The sequence below is a fragment of the Microbacterium sp. NPDC058269 genome (assembly GCF_042881445.1).
GTDB lineage: Bacteria > Actinomycetota > Actinomycetes > Actinomycetales > Microbacteriaceae > Microbacterium.
In genome coordinates, this window is sequence record NZ_JBHVXT010000001.1 from 60,162 (window position 1) to 86,912 (window position 26,751).

Annotated in this window: 24 protein-coding genes; 9 read left to right on the plus strand and 15 right to left on the minus strand. The window is 70.5% G+C overall.

The window, feature by feature from the left end; genetic code table 11:
* Nucleotides 1-291: 291 nt before the first annotated feature.
* The 9 genes from ACFVWL_RS00325 to ACFVWL_RS00365 all read right to left on the minus strand — a co-directional run bounded on the left by ACFVWL_RS00325 (nucleotide 292) and on the right by ACFVWL_RS00365 (nucleotide 8,935).
* A complete protein-coding gene (locus ACFVWL_RS00325; protein WP_387180875.1) occupies nucleotides 292-1,830 on the minus strand; it encodes an NAD(P)/FAD-dependent oxidoreductase in 1,539 nt (512 codons plus the stop codon).
* A gap of 25 nt (nucleotides 1,831-1,855) precedes the next feature.
* A complete protein-coding gene (locus ACFVWL_RS00330; protein ID WP_387177240.1) occupies nucleotides 1,856-3,163 on the minus strand; it encodes a S8 family serine peptidase in 1,308 nt (435 codons plus the stop codon).
* Complete coding sequence (locus ACFVWL_RS00335) at nucleotides 3,160-3,702, minus strand: DUF501 domain-containing protein (protein WP_387177241.1); 543 nt, start codon at nucleotides 3,700-3,702, stop codon at nucleotides 3,160-3,162. Before ACFVWL_RS00335 ends, ACFVWL_RS00330 begins: the two co-directional genes overlap by 4 nt.
* A gap of 47 nt (nucleotides 3,703-3,749) precedes the next feature.
* The gene (locus tag ACFVWL_RS00340; protein WP_387177243.1) at nucleotides 3,750-4,343 is read right to left on the minus strand and encodes a septum formation initiator family protein; all 594 of its coding nucleotides are present in this window, start codon (nucleotides 4,341-4,343) and stop codon (nucleotides 3,750-3,752) included.
* 76 nt (nucleotides 4,344-4,419) lie between these two features.
* Nucleotides 4,420-5,700, minus strand: coding sequence for a phosphopyruvate hydratase (eno, locus tag ACFVWL_RS00345; protein ID WP_387177245.1), 1,281 nt, complete (start codon nucleotides 5,698-5,700; stop codon nucleotides 4,420-4,422).
* Between the two features lie 131 nt (nucleotides 5,701-5,831).
* Entirely contained in the window at nucleotides 5,832-6,491 is a 660-nt protein-coding gene (locus ACFVWL_RS00350; protein ID WP_387177247.1) for an O-methyltransferase, read from the minus strand.
* Between the two features lie 31 nt (nucleotides 6,492-6,522).
* Nucleotides 6,523-7,473, minus strand: a complete 951-nt coding sequence (locus ACFVWL_RS00355; protein ID WP_387177249.1) for a CPBP family intramembrane glutamic endopeptidase — start codon at nucleotides 7,471-7,473, stop codon at nucleotides 6,523-6,525.
* On the minus strand, nucleotides 7,470-8,540 hold the full coding sequence (locus ACFVWL_RS00360; protein ID WP_387177251.1) for a DUF1648 domain-containing protein: 1,071 nt from the start codon (nucleotides 8,538-8,540) through the stop codon (nucleotides 7,470-7,472). Before ACFVWL_RS00360 ends, ACFVWL_RS00355 begins: the two co-directional genes overlap by 4 nt.
* Complete coding sequence (locus tag ACFVWL_RS00365; RefSeq protein WP_387177253.1) at nucleotides 8,537-8,935, minus strand: GntR family transcriptional regulator; 399 nt, start codon at nucleotides 8,933-8,935, stop codon at nucleotides 8,537-8,539. Before ACFVWL_RS00365 ends, ACFVWL_RS00360 begins: the two co-directional genes overlap by 4 nt.
* Nucleotides 8,936-9,044: 109 nt before the next feature.
* Here ACFVWL_RS00365 and ACFVWL_RS00370 point away from each other — a divergent pair, with 109 nt between their 5' ends.
* Nucleotides 9,045-9,515, plus strand: a complete 471-nt coding sequence (locus tag ACFVWL_RS00370; RefSeq protein WP_021199522.1) for a PaaI family thioesterase — start codon at nucleotides 9,045-9,047, stop codon at nucleotides 9,513-9,515.
* On the opposite strand, the gene ACFVWL_RS00375 is transcribed toward ACFVWL_RS00370, so the two are convergent.
* Nucleotides 9,496-10,500: a LacI family DNA-binding transcriptional regulator gene (locus ACFVWL_RS00375; protein ID WP_387177255.1), complete on the minus strand. Its 1,005-nt coding sequence runs from the start codon at nucleotides 10,498-10,500 to the stop codon at nucleotides 9,496-9,498. The genes ACFVWL_RS00370 and ACFVWL_RS00375 overlap by 20 nt on opposite strands.
* 103 nt (nucleotides 10,501-10,603) lie before the next feature.
* Here ACFVWL_RS00375 and ACFVWL_RS00380 point away from each other — a divergent pair, with 103 nt between their 5' ends.
* Genes ACFVWL_RS00380 through ACFVWL_RS00400 form a run of 5 tightly spaced genes read left to right on the plus strand, consistent with a single transcriptional unit; the run spans nucleotide 10,604 to nucleotide 16,877 of the window.
* On the plus strand, nucleotides 10,604-11,611 hold the full coding sequence (locus ACFVWL_RS00380) for an alpha/beta hydrolase (protein WP_387177257.1): 1,008 nt from the start codon (nucleotides 10,604-10,606) through the stop codon (nucleotides 11,609-11,611).
* Nucleotides 11,608-12,624 (plus strand): alpha/beta hydrolase fold domain-containing protein, encoded by a 1,017-nt coding sequence (locus ACFVWL_RS00385; protein ID WP_387177259.1) that lies wholly within the window; start codon nucleotides 11,608-11,610, stop codon nucleotides 12,622-12,624. The genes ACFVWL_RS00380 and ACFVWL_RS00385 overlap by 4 nt, the downstream gene beginning before the upstream one ends.
* 35 nt (nucleotides 12,625-12,659) lie before the next feature.
* Nucleotides 12,660-13,958 (plus strand): MFS transporter, encoded by a 1,299-nt coding sequence (locus tag ACFVWL_RS00390; protein WP_387177260.1) that lies wholly within the window; start codon nucleotides 12,660-12,662, stop codon nucleotides 13,956-13,958.
* Nucleotides 13,955-15,643 carry a CocE/NonD family hydrolase gene (locus ACFVWL_RS00395; protein ID WP_387177262.1) on the plus strand — a complete coding sequence of 563 codons (1,689 nt, stop codon included), beginning with the start codon at nucleotides 13,955-13,957 and terminating at the stop codon, nucleotides 15,641-15,643. The genes ACFVWL_RS00390 and ACFVWL_RS00395 overlap by 4 nt, the downstream gene beginning before the upstream one ends.
* A gap of 4 nt (nucleotides 15,644-15,647) precedes the next feature.
* Nucleotides 15,648-16,877, plus strand: coding sequence for an APC family permease (locus tag ACFVWL_RS00400; protein WP_387177264.1), 1,230 nt, complete (start codon nucleotides 15,648-15,650; stop codon nucleotides 16,875-16,877).
* A 31-nt stretch (nucleotides 16,878-16,908) separates the two neighbouring features.
* Here ACFVWL_RS00400 and ACFVWL_RS00405 read toward each other — a convergent pair whose 3' ends face one another.
* Nucleotides 16,909-17,697, minus strand: coding sequence for a helix-turn-helix domain-containing protein (locus ACFVWL_RS00405; RefSeq protein ID WP_387177266.1), 789 nt, complete (start codon nucleotides 17,695-17,697; stop codon nucleotides 16,909-16,911).
* 87 nt (nucleotides 17,698-17,784) lie between these two features.
* On the opposite strand from ACFVWL_RS00405, the gene ACFVWL_RS00410 reads away from it, so the two are divergent.
* Nucleotides 17,785-18,327, plus strand: a complete 543-nt coding sequence (locus tag ACFVWL_RS00410; RefSeq protein WP_387177268.1) for a VOC family protein — start codon at nucleotides 17,785-17,787, stop codon at nucleotides 18,325-18,327.
* On the opposite strand, the gene ACFVWL_RS00415 is transcribed toward ACFVWL_RS00410, so the two are convergent.
* The 4 genes from ACFVWL_RS00415 to nhaA all read right to left on the minus strand — a co-directional run bounded on the left by ACFVWL_RS00415 (nucleotide 18,296) and on the right by nhaA (nucleotide 22,388).
* On the minus strand, nucleotides 18,296-19,117 hold the full coding sequence (locus ACFVWL_RS00415) for an SGNH/GDSL hydrolase family protein (protein WP_387177270.1): 822 nt from the start codon (nucleotides 19,115-19,117) through the stop codon (nucleotides 18,296-18,298). The genes ACFVWL_RS00410 and ACFVWL_RS00415 overlap by 32 nt on opposite strands.
* A gap of 61 nt (nucleotides 19,118-19,178) precedes the next feature.
* Entirely contained in the window at nucleotides 19,179-20,429 is a 1,251-nt protein-coding gene (hisS, locus tag ACFVWL_RS00420) for a histidine--tRNA ligase (protein ID WP_387180878.1), read from the minus strand.
* Between the two features lie 68 nt (nucleotides 20,430-20,497).
* On the minus strand, nucleotides 20,498-21,103 hold the full coding sequence (locus tag ACFVWL_RS00425) for a MazG family protein (protein ID WP_387180879.1): 606 nt from the start codon (nucleotides 21,101-21,103) through the stop codon (nucleotides 20,498-20,500).
* A gap of 115 nt (nucleotides 21,104-21,218) precedes the next feature.
* Nucleotides 21,219-22,388 carry a Na+/H+ antiporter NhaA gene (gene nhaA, locus ACFVWL_RS00430; protein WP_387177272.1) on the minus strand — a complete coding sequence of 390 codons (1,170 nt, stop codon included), beginning with the start codon at nucleotides 22,386-22,388 and terminating at the stop codon, nucleotides 21,219-21,221.
* Nucleotides 22,389-22,497: 109 nt separating this feature from the next.
* Between nhaA and ACFVWL_RS00435 the strand changes: the two genes are divergently transcribed.
* Together ACFVWL_RS00435 and gdhA are read left to right on the plus strand one after the other, a co-directional pair.
* Nucleotides 22,498-25,194, plus strand: coding sequence for a phosphoenolpyruvate carboxylase (locus ACFVWL_RS00435; protein ID WP_387177274.1), 2,697 nt, complete (start codon nucleotides 22,498-22,500; stop codon nucleotides 25,192-25,194).
* Between the two features lie 130 nt (nucleotides 25,195-25,324).
* Nucleotides 25,325-26,695 carry an NADP-specific glutamate dehydrogenase gene (gdhA, locus tag ACFVWL_RS00440; RefSeq protein ID WP_387177276.1) on the plus strand — a complete coding sequence of 457 codons (1,371 nt, stop codon included), beginning with the start codon at nucleotides 25,325-25,327 and terminating at the stop codon, nucleotides 26,693-26,695.
* Nucleotides 26,696-26,751: the final 56 nt, after the last annotated feature.

Genomic DNA, 26,751 nt, shown 5'->3' on the forward strand with positions numbered 1-26,751 from the left:
GAGTGGTCCCTTTCGTGGTGCGGACCACCGCGGATCCACGACGTCGGAACGACGGCAGGGTCTCTCGGCAGCCCGCGATGCGGGTGCCAAGGTCTCCTCCACCCTCACGGGCCGGCGGGCCGGAGCACGATCTCGTGCTCGTAATGACGACGTCGCCGCATTCGGGAGTACTCCCCTTGCCCGGGCGACGATACCGGTCGTACCTATGCATCGCCCCGGAGCCTCCCCGCACAAACGAAGATCGGCCCCGGCGCAGAGCGCACGGGACCGATCTTCGTGGTTCGAGGTCTCCTACTTGGCTGCGACCTCGGCCGGTTCAGGAGCCTTCTCGGCGGCGGGCTTCTTCGCAACGGGCTTCTTCGCAACAGTCTTCTTGGCGGCCGGCTTCTTGGCGGCCGGCTTGGCGGCCGCCTTCTCCGATGCCTCCGCCGATGCGGCCGGGGCGGCCTTCGCGGCCGGAGCAGCCTTCGCGGACGGGGCGGCGTCGGCCACCGGTGCCGCGGGGGCCGCCGGACGCGGACGCGCGGCGAACTCCTCGAAGACGTAGCGCGGGTTCTGCACGGTCTCGAGGTTCACGAGGTCACGACCGAGCCACAGGTTGTTCCACCAGCCCCAGATGACGCGGAACTTGCGCTCCCACGTCGGCATGGCGAGCCCGTGGTAGCCGCGGTGCGCGACCCACGCCACAAAGCCCTTGAGAGCGATCTTGCCGGACTGGAAGACACCGTTGTACAGGCCGAGACCGGCAACGGCACCGAGATTCTTGTGGAAGTAGTCCTTGGGCTTCTCGTCGCGGAGCACGGCCACGAGGTTCTTCGCGAGAAGCTTCGCCTGGCGCACCGCGTGCTGAGCGTTCGGCACGCAGAAGCCGCCGACGCCACCGCCCGAGAGGTCGGGAACGGCAGACACGTCACCGGCGGCCCAGGCGCCCTCGACGAACGCCTCGGGGGTGCCGACGCGCAGGTCGGCACGGGTCTGGATACGACCGCGCTCCTCGACGGGCAGGTCTCCGCCGCGTACGACGGTCGGGTTGGCCATGACGCCGGCGGTCCACACGATGACGTCGGTCGGGATGACCTCGCCGGTGGAGAGCTCGACGTTGCCGTCGACCGCGCTCGTCAGCTGAGTGTCGAGGTGCACGTTGGCGCCGCGCTTGGCGAGGTCCTTGAGCACCCACTCGCTGGTCTGCAGCGAGACCTCGGGCATGATGCGGCCCATCGCCTCGATGAGGTGGAAGTGCGTGTCCTCGAAGCTGATCTGCGGGTACTTGCCCACCAGAGCGGATGCCAGCGAACGCAGTTCGGCAAACACCTCGATACCGGCGAAACCGCCGCCGACGACGACGACGGTCAGCAGACGGTCGCGCTCGGGGCCGGCGGGGAGCGAGGCGGCCTTGTCGAAGTTCGACATGACCTTGTCGCGGATCGCGACGGCCTCTTCGATCGTCTTCAGACCGATCGCGTTGTCGGCGATGCCGGGGATCGGGAAGGTGCGCGAGACGGCACCGGCGGTGACGACGATCTGGTCGTACGCGAACTCGTACGGCTCTCCCACGGGCGGCGTGATCGTCGCGACCTTCTGCGCGTGGTTGATGTTGGTCACCTTGGCGGTGAGGACGTGGGTGCGCTTGAGGTGACGGCGGTGGGCGACCACCGAGTGCCGGGCCTCGATGGAGCCGGCGGCGACCTCGGGCAGGAACGGCTGGTACGTCATGTACGGCAGCGGGTCGACCATGGTCACGTCGGCCTCACCCTTGCGCAGGTGCTTCTCGAGCTTCCACGCGGTGTAGAAACCCGCGTACCCTCCGCCGACGATCAGGATCTTGGGCACAGTGCTGTTCTGAGGCACAGAAGAACTACTCCTCGGAGTCGGGGGTGTGGCGTACGGAAATGCGCGCCGATCGGATGCGCCGGGCAGCTGCGGTGACGCCAAGCGCTACCAGGATACCAGGGACCGTGAGCGCAATGAGCGGCAGGGTACCGTAGCGCAGTGAATCCGCGCTGGGAAGCAACGGTGAACCGGCTTCGGTCGGCGCGTCGGCGGCCGGCAGAGGCGGCACGGCCACCGGTGTCACGGGCGCGGCCGGCTGCGGTTCCGTCTCCGCGCGGCGGAAGACGCGGATCCACTCGGCCAGGTCTCCCATGGGGTTCTCGCTCACCGCAGGGATGTTCGCGGAGATCGCCGCTGCCGCATCCACCAGCCCGTATCCGTACAGCGGATCCTGCGGCTTGACCGCGTCGGGGACCGGGATCGCCGTCTTGATGATGCGATTGATGACATCGATCGCCTTGATGTCGGGGTGCGCTGAGCGGATCAGCGCCGCGACTCCCGCGACGATGGGCGCGGCGCCACTCGTCCCGCGCCACTGCGCGATGGAGCCGTCAGCCGAGACGCCGATCAGTCCTTCGCTGGGCGCCGAGATCCCGATCGTGATGCCCTGCGTGGAGGCCTCGATGCTCGCCGTGCCGGTCTGGTCGACGCCGCCGACGGTGAGCACTCCGGGAATGGTCGCGGGGGCGCCGATGATGTTCGTGCCGCTCCCCCGGTTGCCTGCGGCCACGATCACCACCACATCGTGCTCGAACGCATAGAGGAAGGCGTCATCCCAGCTCTTGTCCCAATCGAGCGTGTTCGTGGTGAAAGACAGGTTGATGATGTCGGCGCCGTTGTCGACGGCCCACCGCATGCCCTTCGCCACCTGCTCCGTGAACGGCACCGCGGCAGCCGCGCCGAAACCCACCGAGATCGAGAGCAGGTTGGCCTCCGGAGCCACGCCGATCATGCCTGTTCCGTCGGGAGCACCGCGTCCGGCGGCGAGCGACGCCACCCACGAGCCGTGATTGCCGTCGACGGCGCCCAGCGGCGTCCGTCCGTCCGGGGTGCCGGCTCCGGACACATCGGTGCCACCGACCACGGCGTCACCGAAGACCGCGGGCACCTTGCCGATACCCGTGTCGATCACCGCGATCGTCACGCCCTTGCCGCGGGTCGTCTGCCAGGCCTCGCGGATCCCGGCTCCGTCGAGCCAGTACTCCGAGGCGCGCACCGGGTCGGCAGGATCGTCGGGAATCGGCGGTGGGGTGGCCGAAGCGCCGATGAGCAGCACAGTCGCCGCGACCACCACGATGGCGGCAGCGCTGCGCAGCGTCCGGCGCGCGGTCATACCGTGGGTGCCGCCTCATCGCGGGTGGCGGCACCAGGGTCTTCGCAGCGGCAGACCGCGGGCGACCAGGACGAGCGCGCGAGCGCGGCATCGCCGATCGGATTCACACCGGGGCCGGCTGCTAGGGAGTGCCCGGCGAGAGCGTGCAGGCACTTGACGCGCGTGGGCATGCCACCGGCGGAGATACCGTCGATCTCGGAGACCTCGCCGAACTGTCTGCGGTCGGCGAGGTAGGCCTCGTGAGCCGCGAGGTACGCCGCAGCCACGGCTTCGTCATCGACGAGCAGGGCCGCGAGCTCCGGCATGACCTGCGTGGCCTCGAGCGTCGACATCGCCGCTGTGGCAGCGGGGTGCGTGAGGTAGTAGAACGTGGGGAACGGCGTGCCGTCCGGCAGGCGCGGCGTCGTCGCGACCACCGTCGGGTTGCCGCACGCGCAACGGGCCGCGATACCCACCACGCCTCGGGCCGAACGACCGAGCTGGGCCGACACGACGGCGAGCTCGGCGGGCGTGGGGGCGGGGAACGGCGGCGTGGTCACCTCACCAGCGTAGGGGAGCCGCCAGGGAAGATGCTCGGAGCGGATACTCAGGGAGCGACGGAGGCCGTGTCGCTGAGGCCTGTCGAGACGAGGGTGCGCAGCAGCTGCGGCATCCAGTCCGTCGGCTTCTCCACGAGCGTGTCGCTCACGGGGTCCTGCTCCCGCGGGAGCGCCGCGGGGTCGAGGTCGTTGTCGATCAGGTACACGACCTCGCCGGGCTTGACGTAGTAGAGGCGTTCGCGAGCCTGCGTCGTGATGTAGGCGGGGTCGTTCCAACGCTCACGCTCGGCGACGAGCGCGGCGATCTGGTCTTCGCTCACCTTCACCGACGCCTCGAGAGCAGCGATCTTCTGGCGCTGATCGATGAAGGTGCCGAGCGTCGGCACGAGCACCCAGGCTCCCAGCACCACCAGCGAGAGCATGATGACGGAGAACGCCGAGAGGCGGATGCCGGATGCCCACTCGCGGACGTCGACACGAGGAGCCTCGCGGCGGGTCCTGCTCGATGCGCGCGGCGCTGCCGACGACCGCGCAGCGGGTTTCGTCTTCGCCGAGCCCTTCGCCTTCGCCTTCGCCTTCTCGGCGGGCTTCGGCGTCGGCGATCCGGGAGACGCCGAAGGAGGAGCCGGTCGTCGTACCACGGCCCCTCCTTCGTCGTGCCGCGTCAGCGGCGGTGTTCACCGCCGTCCGCGGCGGCTTCTTCGGTGTGTCGTGCGCTCAGGCCTGGTAGCGCGGGAACGCGGAACGGCCGGCGAAGACCGCGGCATCGCCGAGTTCTTCCTCGATACGCAGCAGCTGGTTGTACTTCGCGACGCGCTCGCTGCGCGCAGGGGCACCTGCCTTGATCTGCCCGGCGTTGGTCGCGACGACCAGGTCGGCGATCGTGGTGTCTTCGGTCTCGCCCGAGCGGTGCGAGAGCATGGCCGTGTAGCCGGAGCGCTGCGCCAGGCTGACCGCGTCGAACGTCTCGGTGAGCGTGCCGATCTGGTTGACCTTCACCAGCAGCGAGTTGGCCACGCCGCGCTTGATGCCATCGGCGAGGCGCTGCGGGTTGGTGACGAACAGGTCGTCGCCGACCAGCTGCACCTTGGTACCCAGGGCGTCGGTGAGGTGCTTCCAGTTGTCCCAGTCGTCTTCGGCCAGCGCGTCTTCGATCGTGACGATCGGGAAGTCGTTGACGAGTCCGACGTAGTACTCGGTGAGAGCCGCGGCGTCCCAGTCCTTGTTGTCCAGGCGGTAGACGCCGTCCTTGAAGAACTCGGTCGCTGCGACGTCGAGGCCGAGGGCGATGTCGGTGCCGGGCGTGAAGCCCGCCTTCTCGATCGCCTTGACCAGGAAGTCGAGGCCCTCGCGGTTGCTGGGCAGGTCGGGGGCGAAGCCGCCCTCATCGCCGAGGCCGGTCGCGTAGCCGGCGGCCTTGAGCTCTGCACGCAGCACGTGGTAGGTCTCGACGCCCCAGCGGAGCGCCTCGGAGTAGGTCTCCGCACCGATCGGCGCGAGGAAGAACTCCTGCATGTCGATGCCGTTGTCGGCGTGCTCGCCACCGTTGATGACGTTGAACAGCGGAACGGGCAGCACGTGCGCGTTCGGGCCGCCGAGGTAGCGGAACAGCGGAAGGTCGGCCGAGTCGGCGGCGGCCTTGGCCACCGCGAGGCTCACGCCGAGGATGGCGTTGGCGCCGACGCGCTTCTTGTTCTCGGTGCCGTCGACGTCGATCAGGATCTCGTCGACGATGCGCTGCTCGCTCGCCTCGACACCCTCGATCGCCGGGCCCAGCTCGTCGATGATGGCCTCGACGGCCTTGAGCACGCCCTTTCCGCCGTAGCGGCTCTTGTCTCCGTCGCGGAGCTCGTACGCCTCGAACGCGCCCGTGGATGCGCCGGACGGAACGGCCGCCCGCTGCACGATGCCGTCGTCGAGGAGGACCTCCACCTCGACGGTCGGGTTTCCGCGCGAGTCGAGAATCTCGCGTGCGCCTACAGCCTCGATCAGTGCCACTGATGTGCTCCTTGCTCAGGGGGAAAACGTTGTGTGGAGCGTCGTCGATCCGCGCCCAGTCTAGCCCGGCCGTCCGACGGCCTCAGGGACTCGCCTGACAGGGATGAGCCGCGGTCCGCCACCCGCCGACATCAGACGACGACGGCGATCGCGAAGCCGTCCCAGCCCTTTGCACCGACGGTCTGCAGTGCCGTGGCGTCGAAGCGCGGGTCCTCCCCCAGCATCCGGAGTCCCTCGCGGGTTCCGACGACCTTGGGGTCGTCGGAATCGTCGCGGACGATCTCCCCTTCGCGCCCGATGTTGTCGAGCACGATCACGGTGCCGGGATGACCGAGCTTCGCCGCCCAGTCGAGATAGATCGTGTTCGACTCCTTGTCGGCGTCGATGAAGACCAGGTCGAAGCCGCCGACCAGGGTCGGAAGCACATCGGCTCCCCTGCCCACCCGGATGTCGACGCGATCGCCGACACCGGCGCCGTCGATGCTGGCACGGGCGACCGCCGCGTTGTCCGCCTCCGCCTCGACCGTCACCACACGGCCCTCGGGACCGACGGCCCGGGCGAGCCAGATCGTCGAATAGCCGCCGAGCGTGCCGACCTCGAGCACGCGACGCGCGCCGCTGATGCGGACGAGCAGGTTCAGCAGTTTGCCCGCGACCGGTGCGACCTCGATCTCCGGCAGCCCTGCGGCCCGCTGAGCGGTGAGCGCCGACTCCAGCTCCGCATCGGGGCCGACGAGCACATCGGAGAGGAAGGAGTCGGCTTCGGACCAGGCGGCGGGGGTGGATTCCATGGCCTCAGCCAACCCCCGCCGCCGCCCTCCGTCAAGACCGCGGCGCAGAGAGCAGACGCCCCGGAGCATCGGCGAGCTCGGGCTGCCGCCGGAACTGTCCGGTCAGCACGAGCACGATGACGACGAGGGCGACCACAATCCATGCGGCGACCCCCAGTGGCCCGGCGAGAGCGAGGTCCGGTTGCGCAGCGGCGAAGATCACGATCATGCCCGCAGCGGCGTTCAGCGAACCGTGCGCGATCACCGCCGGCCACACCGACGCCGACCGCAGACGCAGCCACCCGAGCAGGATGCCCCAGGCGACGCACCCGCCGACCATGAACAGGACGCCCGTGATGTCGGTGCGCCCGAAGTTGTAGCCGAGCAGGATGATCGGGCTGTGCCACAGGCCCCAGATCACGCCGCTGAGGATCAGCGCGGGCCAGGTGCCGAGCGGGCGCAGCGCCGGGAGGAGCCAGCCCCGCCAGCCAAGTTCCTCGCCGAACGCGAAGAGGCTGTTGAGCAGTCCACCGACGGGGATCATCGCGAGCTGGGCGAACACGATGATCTCGACAGGAGGCAGCGGCGCTCCGGCCGGGACGGCTCTCTCGAGCTCGGCGGCGAAAGCCGCGAACGTCAGATCGAGCTGCACGAAGCCGAGCGCGGCCGACATCAGGACACCGAGACCCACCAGCAGCGGAGGCACCAGCCAGCCCGCGACTATGAGCCAGACCACGCGCTTCGCGGGGCGCAGCGGCCACAGTCCGAGGAAGCGGGCCCGGTGCCCGGGCGCGGGGACGCGCATCACGAACATCGCGACGAGGGCTGCCACCGCGGGTGTGAACATCATGACCGGCAGCAGGAAGACGGAGATCGGCTCGGCGAGGCCGTCGCCCAGCCACAGCGGCAGGGCAACCAGCCAGGCGAGGGCGAAGGAGACCGCCACGAAGACGATCACCGCGGTCCACGGCACCCGGCGCGCGTGCAGGGTCTGGTCGTTCATGAGGTCGCCTTTCCGGAGTCGGTCGAGGGGGTGCGCGGTGTTCGCGAGCGCTCGACATAGGCCTGCAACAGCGCCGCGGCTTCCTCCGCGCCGTCGATCGTCACGATGAACGGCCGCCGACCGCGACGGGAGACCTCGATCGCGGAGCCGCGTCGCATGACGATGCCCGTGCGTCCGTCGACGGCGATGCGCCATCCCCAGCCGCCGAACTCGCCGAACGGGGATATCTCGACAGCGCGAGCCGACTCGATCTCGGCGAGCGGGATGCGGATGCGCGGCCATCCCAGCAGGGCCCGGGCGGAGAACCCCTCCGGGGTGACCGTGACGCGGAAGGAGGCGGTCGCCGCCAGCGCGAAGCCGACGACGACCACGACCAGCGCGACGATCCAGCCGCCCTCGACGCCGGTGCCGAGCATGTACGCGGCGAGCGCGACGAGGCCGAGGAGCACCAGGATCAGGAAGGCGAGCGCACCGCGCGGCATCGTCGTCGTGGCGACCCACACGACACGCTCCCCCTTCTCGACGTGCACGGCGTACCGGGGCTCGAGCGTGCGCCCCTGCTCCGATCGCACGCGGGGCTGCACGGCCCAGGCCGCCGCGCCGACCAGGAGGAGAGCACCGAAGGCGATGGCCATGACGCCGCCGATGCCCGGTGCCTCGGCGGGGTCGGCGAGGTCGCGCTGGACGGCGAGGGATCCGAGGCTCATGACGGCGGCGAAGGCGGACATGCCTGCAGCGAGCGCACCCATCAACCGTGCCGCCCCGCCCCAGTGCGCACCGACTGAGGCGAGCGTCACGATCGCCATCAGCGCAGGCAGGCCGAGTCCGATCCCGATGAGGAGCCAGACATACGTGGAGGGTGGCCCGAATCCGTCGGCGCCGCTCGCGCCCCAGTGAGTCGCGACCTGCGGAGGCAGCGTGGGCAGCCAGGTGAGGAGGACCACGACAGCCACGGCGGTGATCACGATCGGCGCGATCACCGCGACGACGAAGAACGTCAGCCGCGCACGTCGCAGCAACGGAGCCGGGGTACGGGTGAGGTCGTGGGTGGTGTCGCGGGCGGTCATGGCGAATCCTCCTCGGAGTTCTCGATGGCGTTCATGCCGGTGCGGGCGTCGCGGTGCGCATGCACGATGCCGGCGAGCGTGTCGGCGGAGACGCCGAGCGCCGCGGCGCGGCGCACCAGCTCGTCGATGTCATGCGCGAGCTCGGCGAGGGGTGCGGCCGACGCCGAGATGACCGCTCCCCGCCCACGACGCAGGTCGACCAGGCCCTCATCGCGCAGTCGCTGGTAGGCATGCAGCACGGTGTGCTGGTTGATGTCGAGTGCCTCGGCGACGTCGCGTGCCGCGGGCAGTCGGTCACCGGGCGCGAGCACGCCGGCGAGGATGTCGGAGCGGACGGAGGCCGCCACCTGGTCGTACAGCGCGCGGGGGCTGTCGGGATCGACGCGGATGAGCATCCGACCCTCCTCTCCTGATATCGCTACTTATTCTATGCGAACTATAACAACTGTGCCAACCCTCCACACGTCTTTGTCACTCTTGACCGGGTGCTCCACACTGACCTTCATGCGCATCACTCCCCGCCGTCTCGCGATCGGCATGAGCCTGTGGATCCCCAACCTGTTCAGCGGCATCCGCATCCGCCGCTTCAGTGAGGACTGGACGCACGCGACCGTCGAGCTGCACGTCAACGTCTTCACCCGCAACTACGTCAAGACCGCTTTCGGCGGCTCGATGTCGGCGATGACCGATCCGTACTTCTTCATGCTGGTCATGCACCAGCTCGGACGCGACCACGTCGTGTGGGACACCCGCGGGGAGATCGAGTTCCTCAAGCCCGGCCGCGGCGTGCTCACGGCCGAATTCGAGGTGTCGAAGGAGAAGGCCGAGGAGATCCGCGAGCGCGCACGCGGCGGGGCCAAGGTGCTCGAGTGGTTCGAGACCGTCATCACCGACCGGGAGGGCGACGTCGTGGCGAAAGTGCGGCGCGAGGTCTACATCCGGGAGAAGAAGCGGGTCACCGCCTCGCGGGGCTGACTCCGGGTGCGAGCGTCGACGACCTCGCGATCAGGGTGGGCGCCAGCCTCACGGTGTCGTGTGCGGTCGAAGCGCCCGACACCAGTCCGAGGACGAGTTCGAGGGCCGTGCGCCCGCTCTCCTCGAACGGCTGCCGCACGGTCGTGAGGTCGAGCGCCGCGGCGACCTCACCGTCGTCGTACCCGACGACCGCGAGCGGGGCGGTGCCAGGATCAGCACGTAGCGCCGACAGCACCGCGGCGGCGAACTGGTCGTGGTTCGCGACGATCGCCGTCGCGCCTGCCGCTCGGGCCGCGGCGATCACCCGACCGTCGACCGACGAGGGGTCGGTGACCGCGAGGTCCGCCATCGCCACGTGCGGGGTCAGTCCCTCGACGCGCAGCATCCCCGCCGACACGTAGGCCGGCGAGCGCTGCGGCTCGTGCACGAAGAGGACGCGGCGATGCCCGAGGTCGGCGAGGTGGCGGCCGATCTGGGCCCCGCCGTCGCGATCATCGACGAGGACGACCGGACCGCCCACGTCGGACCGCGTCGGCACCACGTCGACGTAGACGACCGGGATGCGCGCCGCCCTGCTCGCCCGGCGCGCCGCTCCGCCGAGCGGAACCCCCATGACCACGAGGCCGGTGGCGTCCGTGCGGGTGGGCAGCACGTCGAGCAGCGGCTCATCCGCCGCAGCGGCCGAATCGAGGTCGTAGGGGATGATGTCCACCGCCGCATCCCTCGCCCGCCGAAGCATCCCGGACAGGCGGCGCAGGTACGACGGATAGGTGGTGAACGGCGCGGCGACGGCGATGCGCGCCGCTCCGACCCGCCGCCCCTGCGTCATGCGGTAGCCGAGTGCGGTGGCTGCGGCGACGATGCGCTCGCGGGTCTCGGGTCGCACCCGGTGCGGAGCGCTCACCGCGAGTGACACCGTGGAGATGCTCACTCCGGCGCGCTCCGCGACGTCGTAGATGGTGACCCGTCCTGGTCGTGCGCGCATCGTCCGGCTTCCTTCTTCATCGAAGTTCTTCGATTGTTCAGACTAGGGCGGAACTCGCACCGAGGGAACTCATCGGTGCGGAACTCATCGAAGGAGATGCCCGATGCCGACACGACGGTCCCGATTCCGGCGCCCCGCGCTCGACAGCGCGGTCGCGGCATGGGAGCAGCGGGTCGCCCCTCTGCTCGACCGGGAGCCCGCAGACCCCGCAGGGCGACGTCGGGTCGCGGCTCGGAACGACGAGGCAGTGAGCTCCGCCCTCGGGATCACGCCGCTCCCCACCGCCTCCGAGGAGCACATCGTGCCGGTCGACGGGCACCCCGACGTGCGCGTCCGCGTGTACTGGCCCGGCGAGGAGCGCACGCCACCGGGGTCGGGGCTCCCCGTGCTGGTGTACTTCTACGGGGGCGGATTCACGATCGCCGGAATCGACTGGGTCTCCTGGGACGCCCGGTTCCGAGCCAGAGCACGGGATGCGGGGATCGTGATCGTCGCGGCCGACTACGTGCACGCACCGGAGGAGCGCTTTCCTACCCAGCCGGAGCAGTGCTGGTCGGCGTTCGAATGGACCCACGCCCACGCGGAGCAGCTGGGGGCGTCGCCGGACCGGATCGCCGTGGGCGGAGCATCGTCGGGAGGCGACCTCGCCGCGGCCGTGACACTCATGAACCGCGACCGCTCCGCGCATCCGATCGCCCTGCAGCTGCTGGAGAACCCGGCACTGGATTTGACGATGGAGCACGCCGACATGAGCGGCATCGATGCCCGCATGCCCGGAGTCATCGTGCGCGCGGTCGGCCGCACCCTGGTGCGGCAGTACGTCGGCAACGATTCCGCGGCTGCGCGTTCGCCGTATGCCTCGCCGCTGCGGGCCTCGACGCACGAGGGCCTTCCGCCCGCCGTGATCCTCACCTCCGAGCTCGACCCCCTCCGCGGCGATGGAGAGGCCTACGCACGGGCGTTGTCGGCTGCGAGCGTGCCGGTGACCGCGCTGCGATTCATCGGGCAGACGCACGGGTCACTCGGTTCGACCGGGTTCGTGCCTGCAGCGGACGTCGCGCACCGCCTGGTCGTCTCTGAGCTGCGCACTCTTCACCGAGCAGCAGCATGAGCGATCAGGAACAGAGCGGGCCGCTGCTGAGTCCGGAGATCCGGGAATGGATCCGGCGCATCCGGGAGCTCTCCGCGACTCTTCCCGACCTCGAGTCGCGCGACATGGGAGCGCGCCGCCGCGCGCAACGGGAGTTGAGCGACCTCCTGGCCGTCGAGTTCACCGCACCGGTTCCCGCAGGCGTGGAGATCGACGACCTCATCGTCGCGGGTGGGGCAGGCCCGCTGCGAGCGCGTCGATACCGCCCTGCATCCGCGATCGGCACGCTGCCGACGATGCTGTGGCTGCACGGAGGAGGGTGGACCGGTGGCACGATCGACGAGCTTCTCAACGACCGTCTCTGCGCGGATCGCGCCTTGCGTTCCCGGGTGCAGATCATCGCGCTCGAGTACCGGTTGGCGCCCGAGCATCCCTTCCCTGCTCCGGTCGACGACGCCGTCGCCGCAGTGGCGAACGTGCGCGAGCGCGCCGTCGAACTCGCGGTCGACGCGGACCGGCTGGGCATCGGCGGCAACTCCGCCGGCGCGACGATCGCGGCCACGACCGCGCTGCGCCAGCGGGATGCCGGAGCGCCGCTGCATCACCAGACGCTCGAGGTGCTGCCGGCGGCGCTGCGCCTCTTCGGTGCCTCGATGCACCGATACCTCGGCGCCGCGGAGAGGGAGGGGGTCGAGCACCTCGCCGACCTCTACCGCGCCGGAGCGCCCCTCACCGAAGCCTCCCCGCTGGATGCACCGGATCACCACGGACTCGCACCCGCGCTGATCCTCGCCGCCGAATTCGACCCTCTCAAGGACGGCGCCGTCGCCTATGCCGAAGCGCTGCGGGAGGCGGGAGTGCCCGTCGCGCTGCGCATCGGCTCCGGCCACGACCACGCCTCCCCCGGACTCACCGGACGCTGGGAGGGGGCACAGGAGTGGCGTGATGTCTTCGTCGCCGAACTCGCCCACGCCTACCATGCGCCCGCCCGCCCGAACGCTGATCCGGTGACGGCCGCCGGTGCACGCCCGTGACCACTCCCCACCCCGACCGAGACCCGGAGACGATGATGTCCACCCACGCAGTCGATCCCGTTTTCCCCGCCACCCCCGCTCCGCCGCTCACTGCCGACGCGATCCCCGGACAGCGCCAGAGCCGCTGGTTCTGGATCTCCTTCGTGCTCGCCTGGCTCGGATCCGGCATCGCCCAGGGTGTCGCCAGTGTGGCGATCCCCCAGCTCCTCAAGGAATGGGACCCCGATCAGGCGACGGGCAACCTCAGCATCATCCTCACGCTCGGCGGCGCCGCCATCCTCATCACGACGCCGATCTTCGGCCGGCTCAGCGACCGCTCGATGTCGACCCTCGGCATCCGCCGGCCCTGGATCCTCTCCGGCTCGCTGATCGCTCTGGTCGGGTACGGGGTGCAGGCCACCGCTCCGTCGCTCCTCGTGCTCGGGGTCGGCACGATCCTGGTGCTGGTGGGCTGGGGCGCCGTCTCGATGACCGTCCACACCCTGTTCGCCGACCAGATCCGCCGCAGCATCCGCGCCATCATGTCGGCGGTCACCGGCGCCGCCACCGCGATCGGGATCCTCGGCGGCGTCTCGCTCGCGGGCGTCGTCGCCCCGACCGGTCAGGTCGGCATGTTCCTGATCCCTGGCGGACTCTCCGTGGTGCTCGCGATCACCCTGTTCTTCACGCTGAAGGACATCCGCCGCCTGATGCCCGCCGAGCCGCTGGACTGGAGCGGCGTCCTGGCCACGTTCTGGCTGAGCCCGCGCCGCTACCCGGACTTCGCCTGGGCCTGGGTATGCCGGTTCTTCATGACCGCGTCGATCGTGTCGGTCACGAGCTACCTGTACCTGACGATCTCCGGCCGGTTCGGGATCGACGACCCGAGCCAGATCGCCGCGGTGCAGACGCAGGCGACGGCGGCCTTCACCCTGATGAACCTGGTGATGGCATTCGTCTTCGGTGTGATCTCCGATCGGACAGGACGCCGCAAGCCCAGCGTCGTCATCGGCGCCCTCGCGAGTGCGGGCGGACTGGTGCTGGCGATCTCGTTCGGCGACATCGCGTTCTTCCTGGTCGGGATCGCGATCGTCGGAGCCGGGCAGGGCGCCTACATCGCGGCCGACGTCGCCCTGATGACGGAGTGCCTCCCCTCCGTCGACGACGCCGGCAAAGACCTCGGCATCGTCGCCCTCGCCTATCTGCTGCCGGGCATCCTCGTGCCCGTTTTCGGATTCTTCGCGACGCGCATAGGCTCGCCGACAGGTGAGAACTTCGCGGCCCTCTACATCGGCGCGGTCGTGATGGCCGTGATCGCCGCATTCGCGGTCACCCGAGTGAAGGGCGTGCGATGACCGATTCTCCCCGCCTCAGCGGTGCAGCCCGCCGCGAGTACCGGCGCCTGACCCGAGCCGCCGACATGCCGCCGCGGACGCACCGGAACGTCACGCGCACGGCCGACATCCGGGTCTCGGCGGACGACGGCGCCCCCCTCCTCACCGACCACTGGCATGCGGAAGGATCCGGCGGGCACACCGTCCTGATCCGGACCCCGTACGGGCGTGACGGCATCGCGGGTGTGGCGCTCTTCCTCGCCGAACGCGGGCACCACGTGGTCGTGCAGAGCTGCCGGGGAACGTTCGGGTCCGGCGGGATCTTCGACCCCCTGCACGACGAGGTCGCAGACGGGCAGGCGACCATGCGGTGGCTGCGCGCACAGGCGTGGGCGACCGGCCGCGTGCACTCCTGGGGCGGGAGCTACTTCGGCGTGACCCAGTGGGCGTACTGCGACGGCGAAGAGCGTCCGGACGCCATGGGCATCGCGATCTCGGCACGCCGCTTCGACGACGCGATCCTCTACCCCGGCCGCGGATTCTCGATCGACACCCCGCTCACGTGGGCATACGCACTCGACATCCAGGAGCGGTCGCTGCCGTCCAAGGCCTGGGCGCTGCTGCGTGCCCGCCGCGGGTTCCGTCGCGGGGCACTCGCTGTTCCCCCTGCGGATGCGGTGCGGGTGGCACGCGGCGCCGACCCGCAGTTCTTCCGCGACTGGGTGGAGCACAGCGACGAAGGCGACCCCTGGTGGGAGCCGATGCACTTCGCACAGGACGTCGACACCATCCCGCCCGTCACCCTGGTCGCGGGATGGCAGGACCTGTTCCTGGTCGGTCAGCTCGTGGACTATGCAGCCCTCCGCGATGCCGGCCGCCCGGTGCGCCTCATCATCGGCGACTGGGTGCACGGGGCGCCGGAGATCACGGTGATCGGCGTCCGCGAGGCGCTGCGCTCGTTCACCGCTGACGCACCGACGGACGGCGTGCGTCTCGACGTGACCGGAGGCGGCGGCTGGCGCGAGCTGGAGAGCTGGCCTCCGCCGCACACGACGATGACCGTGGAGCTCACCGCCGACGGACGCCTGGACCGGAGCGGCGCCGAGAGCCCCGCGTCCGACCTCGCGTATCGCTACGACCCCGCGGATCCGACCCCCGACGCGGGCGGCCGCACGCTCAACCCCTTCTCCGCGGGGCGACGCCGGCAGCGCACCCGCGAACACCGGGACGACGTGCTCGTCTTCACCGGCGATCCGCTTCCGGACGACCTCGTCGTCATCGGGACGCCCCAGATCGCGTTGTCGTTCGTGTCGTCGAACCCCCGCGCCGATCTGTTCGTGCGTCTGTGCGAAGTGGATGCCCGCGGTGTCTCCCGAGCGCTCACCGACGGGTACCGACGGCTCCCTCCCGAGGGGGCGATGACCGACGCGGCCGGCCGGATCCTGCTCGAACTCGCACCACTGGCCCACCGCTTCGCCGCCGGTTCGCGCCTGCGCGTGCAGATCTCGTCCGGTGCGCACCCTCTGCATCTGCGCAACTCCGGCACGGACGATCCGGTGCGCGACCACGCGCGCCTGATCCCCAGCGATCAGATCGTGCGGGTCGGAGGCTCGCGGCCTGCCACCCTCACCCTGCCCGCGCAGGTGTCCGCGCCGGCACAGGTGAGGGCCGAGTCACCCGCCGTTCACCGTCGCGTGCCACGATGACGGGATGCCCCTCGCCCGTCGACTGACACTCGCAGACGCGGTCGCCATCGGCCTCGGCTCGATGATCGGCGCCGGTGTCTTCGCTGTGTGGGCTCCGGCGATCGGGGTCGCCGGGAGCGGCATCCTCATCGCCCTCGCGATCGCCGCCGTCGTCGCCTACTGCAACGCCACCTCGTCGGCGCAGCTCGCCGCCGCACACCCTGTCGCCGGTGGCACCTACGCCTATGCCCGGGCGGAGATCGGCCCGTGGTGGGGCTTCATCGCGGGGTGGAGCTTCGTGATCGGCAAGATCGCGAGCTGCGCAGCCATGGCCATGACCTTCGCCGCCTACGCGGCCCCAGCGGGCTGGCAGCTGCCCGTGGCGGTCGCGGCGGTCGTGCTGCTCGCCGTCGTGAACTGCTTCGGCGTGACGCGCACCGCCCTGGTCACCCGCATCCTCGTGGTGTGCTCGCTGCTCGGACTCGCGATCGCGGTCGGTTTCGGATTCGCTGCGGCCTCGACGTCCACGCCGACGCCCCTCCCCGATGCCACGGCATACGGCGTGCTCCAGGGCGCCGGACTGCTGTTCTTCGCGTTCGCCGGATACGCGCGCATCGCGACCATGGGGGAAGAGGTCGTCGACCCTGCGCGCACGATCCCCCGCGCCATCGTGTTCGCCCTGGGCGGCGCGGTCGTCGTGTACGCGCTGGTGGGGCTCGCCGTCATGCTCGTGCTCGGCGCCGACGTGATCGGTTCGACGGCTCCGCTGGTCGATCTGCTCGTCGCCACCGGCGCATCGGCGTGGACTCCGATCCTCCGGGTGGCCGCGGCTGCGGCGTCACTCGGCGCTCTGCTGGCGCTGCTGACGGGAATCGGACGCACGACCCTGGCCATGGCTCGCGAAGGTGACGTCCCTCGATTCCTCGCCAAGATCGACCGACGCCATCAGGTACCGCAGCGTGCGGAGATCGCGGTCGCCCTCGTCGTGATCGCCATCGTGCTCCTCGCCGATCTGCGCGGCGCCATCGGCTTCTCGTCCTTCGGCGTGCTGCTCTACTACCTGATCGCGAACGCAGCCGCATTCCGACAGAAGGGGCCCGCTCGCCGTTACCCGCGGGCCCTGCAGGTGCTCGGAGCTCTCGGATGCCTGGTGCTGGTGAACACCCTGCCCGTGCTCGCCACGCTGATCGGCACCGCCGTGGTGCTGATCGGCGTCGGGTACCGGATGCTGCGGCTGCGGTTCATGCCGGTCTGAGCTCTCCGGGTCTGAGCTCTCCGGGTCTGGCTCAGCTGCTCGCCTGGGAGCGGTACGTGCGCGGTGCGATGCCGAGGACAGCCTGGAAGTCGCGCGTGAGATGCGCATGATCCGCGTAACCGAGTTCGGCGGCGATCGAGGCCAGGTCGACCGCCGGATTCTCGCGCAGCCGGTGCGCCGCCTCCTGCAACCGCCGACGTCGGATCATCGCGGCAGGTGAGAGCCCGACGTGCCGGTGCGTCATCCGCTGCAGAGTGCGCACCGAGACGGCCAGCCGCGTGGCGGCTTCCTCGGGGGTGAGCGCCGCGCCATCACCCATCAGCACGTCCATGACCGCGTTGGCCTGCCGCGCCGGCTCGCCGGCTGATGACGCCCGGCCCTCGAGCCAGTGGGCGAAGGCCTCGACCGCCCGCTCGCGGCGCCCCTCACCCGAGCCCATCGCGAAGGTGACGGCATCGCGGAGCTCGGTGACGCCCGCGTCGTCGAGCACCCGCTCGCCGTCGACCAGGGACGCCGGATCGTCGATCAGCGCGGCGACCGCAGCCGGACGCAGCAGCGCCCCGACGGCCCATCCGTTCCCCCGCAGATCGCGGTGCGACGCGCGGGTGGTCGCGCCCGAGAGCGTCACGGCATCCGTATCGACGACGAGGTTGAGCGCCGGATAGGCGACGATCTCCTGCCGTGATGAGCGCCCCGGCTCGATGTCCCACTCCGGAATCCAGAACCACTCGACGAGCTCCGTCACCGCCGACGGTGGCGGCAGCCGGTGGAACTGCGGCAGGCGTGCGGGATACAGCACACCGCGGGTCGGGTTCACCATGCGCCCAGCGTAGGCTCCGGCCCCGACATCCGGATGCTGTCGCGGATCTTCAAGCCACCGGCACGCCACCCGGCCTAGCGTGGCGGCATGAGCAACGACGACACCACGACAGATGCCCCCACGACCGGCGCGAACGGGACGTACACGACGAACGGCCGGCCGAACAGCGCCACCTCGCTCACCCCCTTCCTGGCCATCCCGGACGCGAAGCAGGCGATCGAGTTCTACCGCGACGTCTTCGGCGCCCGGGTGATCGATGTGACCGAGTTCGGCGGGGTGGTCGCCCATGCCGACCTCGACTTCGGCCTCGGTCTGCTCCAGCTCGGCGAGCCGAACCCCGACTACCACCTCGTGCGCTCCCCCGACGGTGACGACGACTGCTACTCGATGGGCCTGTACGTCTCCGACGTCGACGCGGTCGTCGCGAAGGCCGTCACCGCAGGAGCGACCGTGCGCGAAGCCCCCGCGCCCTTCGTCTCGGGCGACCGATTCGCCAGCATCCGCGATCCGTTCGGGGTGCGCTGGTCGGTCATGACGCGTGTCGAGGACATCTCCGACGAGGAGAGCGGCCGCCGGGTCGCGGAGTGGGCGGCGTCGTTCAGCGCTGCGCCGGCAGACGACGCGAGCTGAGCGATCTCTCCGCCGCACGGCATACGGCGGGCAGCAGCGCCTCGGCCGTGCGGCGATAGCCCAGAGCGCTCGGGTGGAACCGGTCGAGGCTGAACATCGCCTCCGGCTCGTCGAAGAACATCGGCCCGACCGCGCGACGCAGATCGACCGGCTCGGCGCCCGCCTGCCGCGCCGTCTCGTCCTGGCTCTCGGCGAGACGGCGGGACAGGCTCGACGCGATCCGACGGAGGGGTTGTGGAACCGCGCGCAGCGCACCGAGATCGGGGCAGGTCCCCACGACGACCTCGGCGCCCCTCTCACGCAGCCGGCGGATCGTCTCGTGCAGATGCTGTGCGGACAGCGCCACGGGCAGCCGGTGCGTCACGTCGTTCCCGCCGACGACGATCACCGCCACATCGGGACGGTACTCCGTAGGCACGGCGTCGAGCTGGCGCTGCAGATCAGGCGATTCCGCACCGACCACGGCCGCCGTGCGCAGCCGCACCGGTCGATGGATCCGGCGTCCCGTCGCCTTCGCCAGACGTCCGCCGAGCGTCTCCTTGCGATGCTCCGCCCCGAGGCCGGCGGCTATCGAGTCGCCGAGCACCAGCAGGTCGAGCGGCTCCCCGTCGAGGGCACGACGCCAGACGCGATCCGCATCGAGGGACTCCTCGCCCAGCGGCTTCCCGATCCGGCGTCGCGCGAGCGCGGCCTGGCGAGCGAGCACGAGGCGGACGCCGCCGCCGACCGCGACGAGGGTGATCCCCGCCACGACCGACCGGACGACGACGGAGGTGCGGATGCGGCTCACGCCCCGATTCCACCCCGTCACCGTGAACGCGGCGTGAACGAGCCGACTGCGCACGGGCCCGTCAGGACAGCGGCTTGAGCTCCAGCTCGCCGGTGCCGGCGGAGACGGTCGCGAACGCCGTGTAGCCGTCGGCCGCCGAACGCTCGAGCAGCGCCTTGACGTTCTTGGTGCGTCGTTCGAGCCGCACCCTGGCGCCGTCCGCGATGAGTGCCGCCTTGTGCCGGACGAGTTCGTGCACCGGAACGTCGGCGTCGTGGATCAGCACGACCGCCTGTGCGGTGCCCTCGGACTCGTCGGCGATCAGGTCGACCAGACGCTCGAAGCCGAGCGAGAAGCCCACCGCCGGAACCTGCTGCCCCAGGAAGCGGCCGATCATGCCGTCGTAGCGGCCACCGCCCCCGAGGGAGTAGCCGACGGAGGGGTGCGCGAGCTCGAAGATCGTCCCCGTGTAGTAACCCATGCCGCGCACGAGGAACGGGTCGAAGACGAGCGGGATGTCGGACTGACCTCGACCTGCGGCGACCGCCTCGCCGATGCCGACCAGGTGCTCGACGAGCTCGACCGGGGCGCCGTCGGGCAGCGCCTTGCGGATCTGCCGCTCCCCGAACGGGTCGTACTCCATGGTCTGCGGGCGGCGCAGGAACGCCTCGAACGCGTCTGCGGCCGCCGTCGAGGCGCTGCGCTCACGCAGCTCGGTCGCCACGCCCTCGGCGCCGATCTTGTCGAGCTTGTCGATCGTGATGAGCACCCCTGGGCGCTCCTCGGCGGTGAACCCGAAGCTGTCGAGCATCCAGTCGAGCACTCGACGGTCATTGATGCGCACGGTCGCGCCGTCGAGGCCCAGTGCGTCGACGGCGTCGAGGGAGGCGACCATCAGCTCGGCCTCGGCGCGTGACGAGTCGTCGCCCATGATGTCGATGTCGCACTGCACGAACTGGCGGTAGCGGCCCTTCTGCGGACGCTCGGCACGCCACACCGGACCGATCTGGATCGAACGGAAGACGGCGGGGAGCTGCCCGCGGTTGCTCGCGTAGAAGCGGGCGAGCGGCACGGTCAGGTCGTAGCGGAGGCCGAGGTCGGAGAGCGCTGCCGGGTCTTCGGCGGCAGCGCGGATCGCGTCGGCATCGAGGCCGCGGCGCAGGATGTTGTACGACAGCTTCTCGTTGTCACCGCCGATGCCGGCGTGCAGGCGGTCGTAGTCCTCGACGACGGGCGTCTCGATCTCGTCGAATCCGTGCGCGAGGTAGCGCTCGCGGATGACGGAGAGCACGCGCTCACGGCGGGCCTTGTCGGCGGGGAGGATGTCGCGCATGCCGCGCGGCGGGTTCACGGTAGCCACGGTTCCATCTTCCCAGGTCTGCCGACGTCGTCGTGCCGGGGTCAGGATGCGGCTTCGGCGGCCCGCACGTCGTCTTCCAACACGCGCAGCCTCTCGCGGAGCGCACGCTCGGCGTCCCAGCCCTCGGCACGCGCCGTGGACACGAGGGCGAGAAGTGCATCACCGAGCTCGGCTTCCGAGGCCGGTGAGACGGCGGACGGTGTCGGCTCGATCGACACGCCCACTCCGGCCGCGCGACCAGCGAGCTTCTGCGCGAGGGCGAGCGCCGGCATCCCCCTGGGCACACCGTCGAGCACGCTGCGGCGGGTGCGCTTCTCCGCGGCCTTCGCCGCGTTCCAGTGCACCAGCACCTGCTCGGGTGTCGCGGCCACCTCGCCGGCGAACACGTGCGGATGCCGACGCACCATCTTCTCGGTGAGCGTGCGTGCCACATCGTCGATGTCGAACGGATCGTCGGGATCCTGCGCGGCGATCGCCGCATGGAACAGCACCTGCCACAGCAGATCGCCCAGCTCCTCGCGAAGGTCGTCGCGGCTGCCCGCCTCGACGGCGTCGATCACCTCGTGCGACTCCTCGATCAGGTAGGGCACGAGGTCGCGATGCGTGATCTGCTGCGACCACACGCAGCGTTCCCTGACCGCGTGCATCGTGTCGGCGGCCTGACGCAGCGGATCGTTCCCATCCGCGGTGGTGTCGGGCTGAGAGCTCACGCTTCCTCCTCGAATCGGTCGGGCGCGGATCGGTCAGGAACCGGGCGACGGCTCATGACGATGCGGATGCGACCCGACGGTACCAGCGCGCCCGCAGCGACACGATGACGCCGGAGAACACCAGAGCGATCAGCGAGCCCACGAGCACACCCAGGATCGCCTGATCCCTGATGCCGCCCTCGTCGGCGAAGGCGAGGTTCGCCAGCAGCAACGAGACCGTGAAGCCGATGCCGCCGAGGGCGCCGGCGGCGAGGATGTCCGCGAACGGGAGAGCCGGATCGGCACCCTTCGGACGGATGCGCATCGCGAGCCAGCCGAACAGCGAGATGCCGATGATCTTGCCCACGGGGAGCGCTACCACGATCGCCCAGAACGCGGGAGACAGCTGCGTGATCGACACGGCGGGGATCACGACGAAGGCCGCGACGAAGGCGAAGAGCGGCAGGATCGCTCCGTTCACGGTCGGCTCGAGCGCATGCCTGGTGCGCCCCGCGGGAACGGGCGACATCACGAGTCCGAGCAGCACGCCGGCGATCGTGGCGTGGATGCCCGAGGAGGCGACCAGCCCCCAGGTGACCACGCCCACCACGACCATGGCGACCGCGATCAGCGGGTGGCCCTTGGCGTGCAGGAGACGGCTCAGCGCCCAGAACACGGCCACGCCGACGATCGCGAGACCGAACAGCAGCCACTGCACGTCGTCGGCGAACAGCACCGCGATGAAGATGATGCCGATGATGTCGTCGAGGATCGCGAGGGCGAGCAGGAAGACGCGCACCCGCGACGGCAGCCCCTTGCCGAACATCGCCAGCACTCCGAGTGCGAACGCGATGTCGGTCGCCGTGGGGATGGGCCAGCCGGGCGCGGTGGTGCCGTCGCCGCCGGCGATCAGGAGGTAGACCGCGATCGGGACGAGCACGCCGCCGGCCGCCGCGATCGCGGGCTGCACGGCCTTCCGCGGCGAGTCGAGCTCACCGTGGGTCAGCTCGTGGCGCAGCTCGATGGCCACCACGAGGAAGAAGACCGCGAGAAGACCGTCGGACACCCAATGCGCGATCGACAGGTCGAGGGCGGTGCCGGGTATCGCGATGTGGAAGTCGAGGAAGGCCGCGAGCGCGTCATGGGTCGGGAGGTTCGCGAGGAGGAGTCCGAGTCCGGCCGCGATGAGGAGGAGAACGGCGGGGAACTGCTGCCCGCGGAGGGGGTTCGCTGAGATGCGCATCCCCTCCATCGTAGGTCGCCGGGGTCGTCCGGCGCCTCCTCCTCTGCCCCCTCCCGAGGGCATCGTCATGCGTGCAGGAGACCCCTTCCACGAGGGATACTCTCGAAGGGTGACCCCCGCACACTCCTTCTCCGAGCCCACGAACACCGAGGCCATCCGCGTGATCGGCCGATTCGAAGCCGGCCGCGGCATCCCCGATGCGATGCGCACAGACGTCAGGATGCTCGGGCAGCTGCTCGGGCAGGTGCTGCGCGAAGCCGGCGGCGACGGCCTCTTCGAAGACGTCGAACGGCTGCGGCTCGCGACCATCCAGGCCTACGACGAGGAGACCCCCGACGCGTTCGAGCGCGCCGCGGCGATCGCCGAGTCGTTCACGGTCGCGCGGGCCGACGAGGTCGCTCGCGCGTTCACCTGCTACTTCCACCTGGTCAACCTCGCCGAGGAGCACCAGCGCGTGCGGGTGCTCCGCGAGCGCGCCGGGCAGCCGGGCCGCGAGGATGCCGCCGACACCGTCGCGACCGCGTACGCGCGGCTACGCACCGAGGTCGGCGACGATGAGGCCCGCCGCCGCCTGGAGGGTCTCCGCTTCCACCCGGTCTTCACCGCGCACCCGACCGAGGCGCGTCGCCGTGCGGTGTCGTCGAGCATCCGCCGTCTTTCCGAGCTGCTCACGCAGCACGATGCGGCGAGCGAGGGCGGCTCGGAGGAGCACCGTGCCCGCCGGCGCATGCTGGAGGAGATCGACACGCTCTGGCGCACCGCTCCGCTGCGTTCCCAGAAGCCGTCTCCGACCGACGAGGTCCGCACGGTGATGGGGGTGTTCGACGAGACGCTCTTCACCACGGTGCCGCACGTGTACCGCCGCATCGACGACGCTCTGCGCGGCGAGGACTCCGGTTCCAGCGCCCCGGTGGTTCCCGCGTTCGTGCGGATCGGCTCCTGGGTGGGCGGCGACCGCGACGGCAACCCCTTCGTCACCGCATCCGTCACCCGTGAGGCCTCGCAGATCGCGGCCGACCACGTGCTGCGCGGTCTCGAGCGCGCCCTGGAGCGCATCGGCCGGACCCTCACCCTCGCCTCCGACGACACTCCGCCGAGCGCCGAGGTCACGGCCCTCTGGGAGCAGTTCGCCGCGGTGGAGCCGGAGCTTGCCGCCGAGCTCGCCACCCGCTCGCCCGAGGAGCCGCACCGCCGCGTGCTGCTGGTGCTCGCGCGTCGCGTCGCCGCCGTCCGACACCGCGATGACAGCGCACAGGCCTACTCCCGGCCCGAGGAGCTGCTCGCGGATCTGCGCGCCGTGCAGGCGTCGCTCGCGGCTGCCGGAGCGAAGCGCCACGCGTTCGGCGGCGTGCAGCACCTGATCTGGCAGGTCGAGACCTACGGCTTCCACCTCACCGAGCTCGAGGTGCGTCAGCACTCCCAGGTGCATTCGAAGGCGCTGGCCGAGCTCGATGCGGGCGAAGCCATCAGCGCGCAGACCGAGGAGGTGCTGGAGGTGTTCCGCGCGATCGCGGACATCCAGCGCGACCGCGGGCTGCGCGCCGCCGGACGCTATGTCGTCTCCTTCACCCAGGCGGCCTCCGACCTCGCCAATGTGCACCGACTCGCCCGCTACGCGCTCGGCGACGACGCCCCCGTGCTCGACGTGGTGCCGCTGTTCGAGACGTTCGCCGACCTGCAGGCGGCTCCCGGCATCCTCGCCGAGGCGGTGACGTTCCCGGAGTTCCGCGAGCGCATGGCCGCCACCGGCAACCGCCTCGAGGTTATGCTCGGCTACTCCGACTCGTCGAAGGACGTCGGCCCCGTGGCCGCGAACCTTGCCCTGTACGAGGCACAGGAGAAGATCGCACGGTGGGCCCAGGAATCCGACATCGAGCTGACGCTCTTCCACGGTCGTGGCGGTGCGCTCGGGCGCGGTGGCGGCCCCGCGAACTCCGCGATCCTCGCGCAGCCGCCGCACTCGGTCGACGGTCGGTTCAAGCTCACCGAGCAGGGCGAGGTCATCTTCGCGCGCTACGGCGAGCCCGCGATCGCGATGCGCCACATCGACCAGGTCGCCGCGGCGACGCTGCTCGCCTCCTCCCCCACCGAGGAGGAGCGCACGAGCCGGGCGGCCGCCCGCTACGCCGAGGTCGCCTCGATCATGGACGCCGCCTCCCGCGAGCGGTTCTTCTCGCTCGTGAAGGCGGAGGGCTTCGCCCCCTGGTTCGCGACCGTGACGCCGATGGAGGAGATCGGGCTGCTCGCGCTCGGCTCCCGCCCCGCCCGCCGCGGACTCTCGGTCGAGTCGCTGGAGGACCTGCGGGCGATCCCGTGGGTGTTCGCGTGGACGCAGGCCCGCATCAACCTCGCCGGCTGGTTCGGACTCGGCAGCGCGCTGGATGCCGTCGGCGACGAGGAGCTGCTCGTCGAGGCGTACCGTGAGTGGCCGCTGCTTCGCACCATGATCGACAACGTCGCGATGAGCCTCGCCAAGACCGACGAGCGCATCGCCCGCCAGTACCTCGCCCTCGGCGACCGCGACGACCTGGCACAGCTCGTGCTCGACGAGCTCGCGACCACGCGGCGCTGGGTGATCCGTCTCACCGGCGGCGAGAGCCTCCTCGAGAACAAGCCCGTGCTCCAGCGCGCCGTGCAGCTGCGCAGCCCCTACGTCGACGCGCTCTCGCTGCTGCAGCTGCGCGCCCTCCGGGCGCTCCGCTCGGCCGCCGAGGATCCCACGGGCTCCGGCGCCGATGCGGAGCAGCAGCGACTGCTGCTGCTCTCGGTCAGCGGCGTGGCCGCCGGCCTGCAGAACACCGGGTGACCGCCCGCGCCCAACCGAGCGGGACTCGACCCTTTCGGTGCCCACTAGAGTGAAATCTCTGCCGGATCCGGCACAGCCTCACGCGACACGATCGCCTGCACCACCATCCCCCACCAGAAAGCTCTTCCGCGTGACCGCTACGTCTCCCGCCGACTTCCATCCGCTCGCCGCGTCCGTGCAGCCCGTCTTCGACACGGTGCTCTCTCGCAGCCCCTACGAGCCGGAGTTCCACCAGGCCGTCCACGAGGTTCTGCACTCGATCGCGCCTGTCCTGGAGAAGCACCCGGAGTATGTCGACGGTGGCATCCTCGAGCGGCTCGTCGAGCCCGAGCGCCAGATCCTGTTCCGCGTGCCGTGGATCGACGACTCCGGAAAGCTGCAGGTCAACCGCGGCTACCGCATCCAGTTCTCCTCGGTGCTCGGCCCCTACAAGGGCGGGCTGCGGTTCCACCCCTCGGTGAACCTCTCGATCATCAAGTTCCTCGGCTTCGAGCAGATCTTCAAGAACGCGCTCACCGGCCAGGGCATCGGCGGCGGCAAGGGCGGATCCGACTTCGACCCGCACGGCAGGTCCGACGCCGAGGTCATGCGCTTCTGCCAGTCGTTCATGAACGAGCTGTACCGCCACCTCGGCGAGCACACCGACGTCCCCGCCGGCGACATCGGCGTCGGCGGCCGGGAGATCGGCTATCTCTTCGGTCAGTACCGCAAGGTCACCAACCGTCACGAGTCCGGCATGTTCACCGGCAAGGGCACGGGCTGGGGCGGCGCCGAGGTGCGCACCGAGGCCACCGGTTACGGCGCGGTGTTCTTCGCGCAGGAGATGCTCGCCGTGCACAGCGACTCCCTCGCGGGCAAGCGCGTCGGCATCTCGGGCTCCGGCAACGTCGCGATCTACGCGATCCAGAAGGCCACTCAGCTCGGCGCGACCGCGGTGACGGCATCCGACTCCTCGGGCTACGTCGTCGACGATGCCGGCATCGACGTCGACCTGCTGCGTCAGATCAAAGAGGTCGAGCGCGCCCGCATCGTGGAGTACGCCAACCGCCGCCCCAGCGCCCCCTTCGTCGAGGGCGGCAGCGTCTGGGAGGTCCCGGTCGACATCGCGGTGCCCTCCGCCACGCAGAACGAGGTCAGCCTCGCCGATGCCGAGGCCCTGATCGCGAACGGTGTGCGTGCCGTCTCCGAGGGCGCGAACATGCCTTGCGTGCCGGATGCGGTCGACGCCTTCCAGAAGGCGGGCGTGCTGTTCGCCCCGGGCAAGGCCGCGAACGCCGGTGGTGTCGCGACCTCTGCACTCGAGATGAGCCAGAACGCCTCCCGCCAGCGCTGGAGCTTCGGCGACAGCGAGAACAAGCTGCGCGAGATCATGGCCGACATCCACGATGCGGCCTTCGACGCGGCGGAGCGTCACGACGTCGGCGGCGACTACGTGGCCGGAGCCAACATCGCCGGCTTCGAGCGCGTCGCCGCCGCGATGCTCGCGCAGGGCGTCATCTGATCTGCTGAACCGACGCAGAAGAGCCGCTCCCCCTCCCGGGGAGCGGCTCTTGTGCG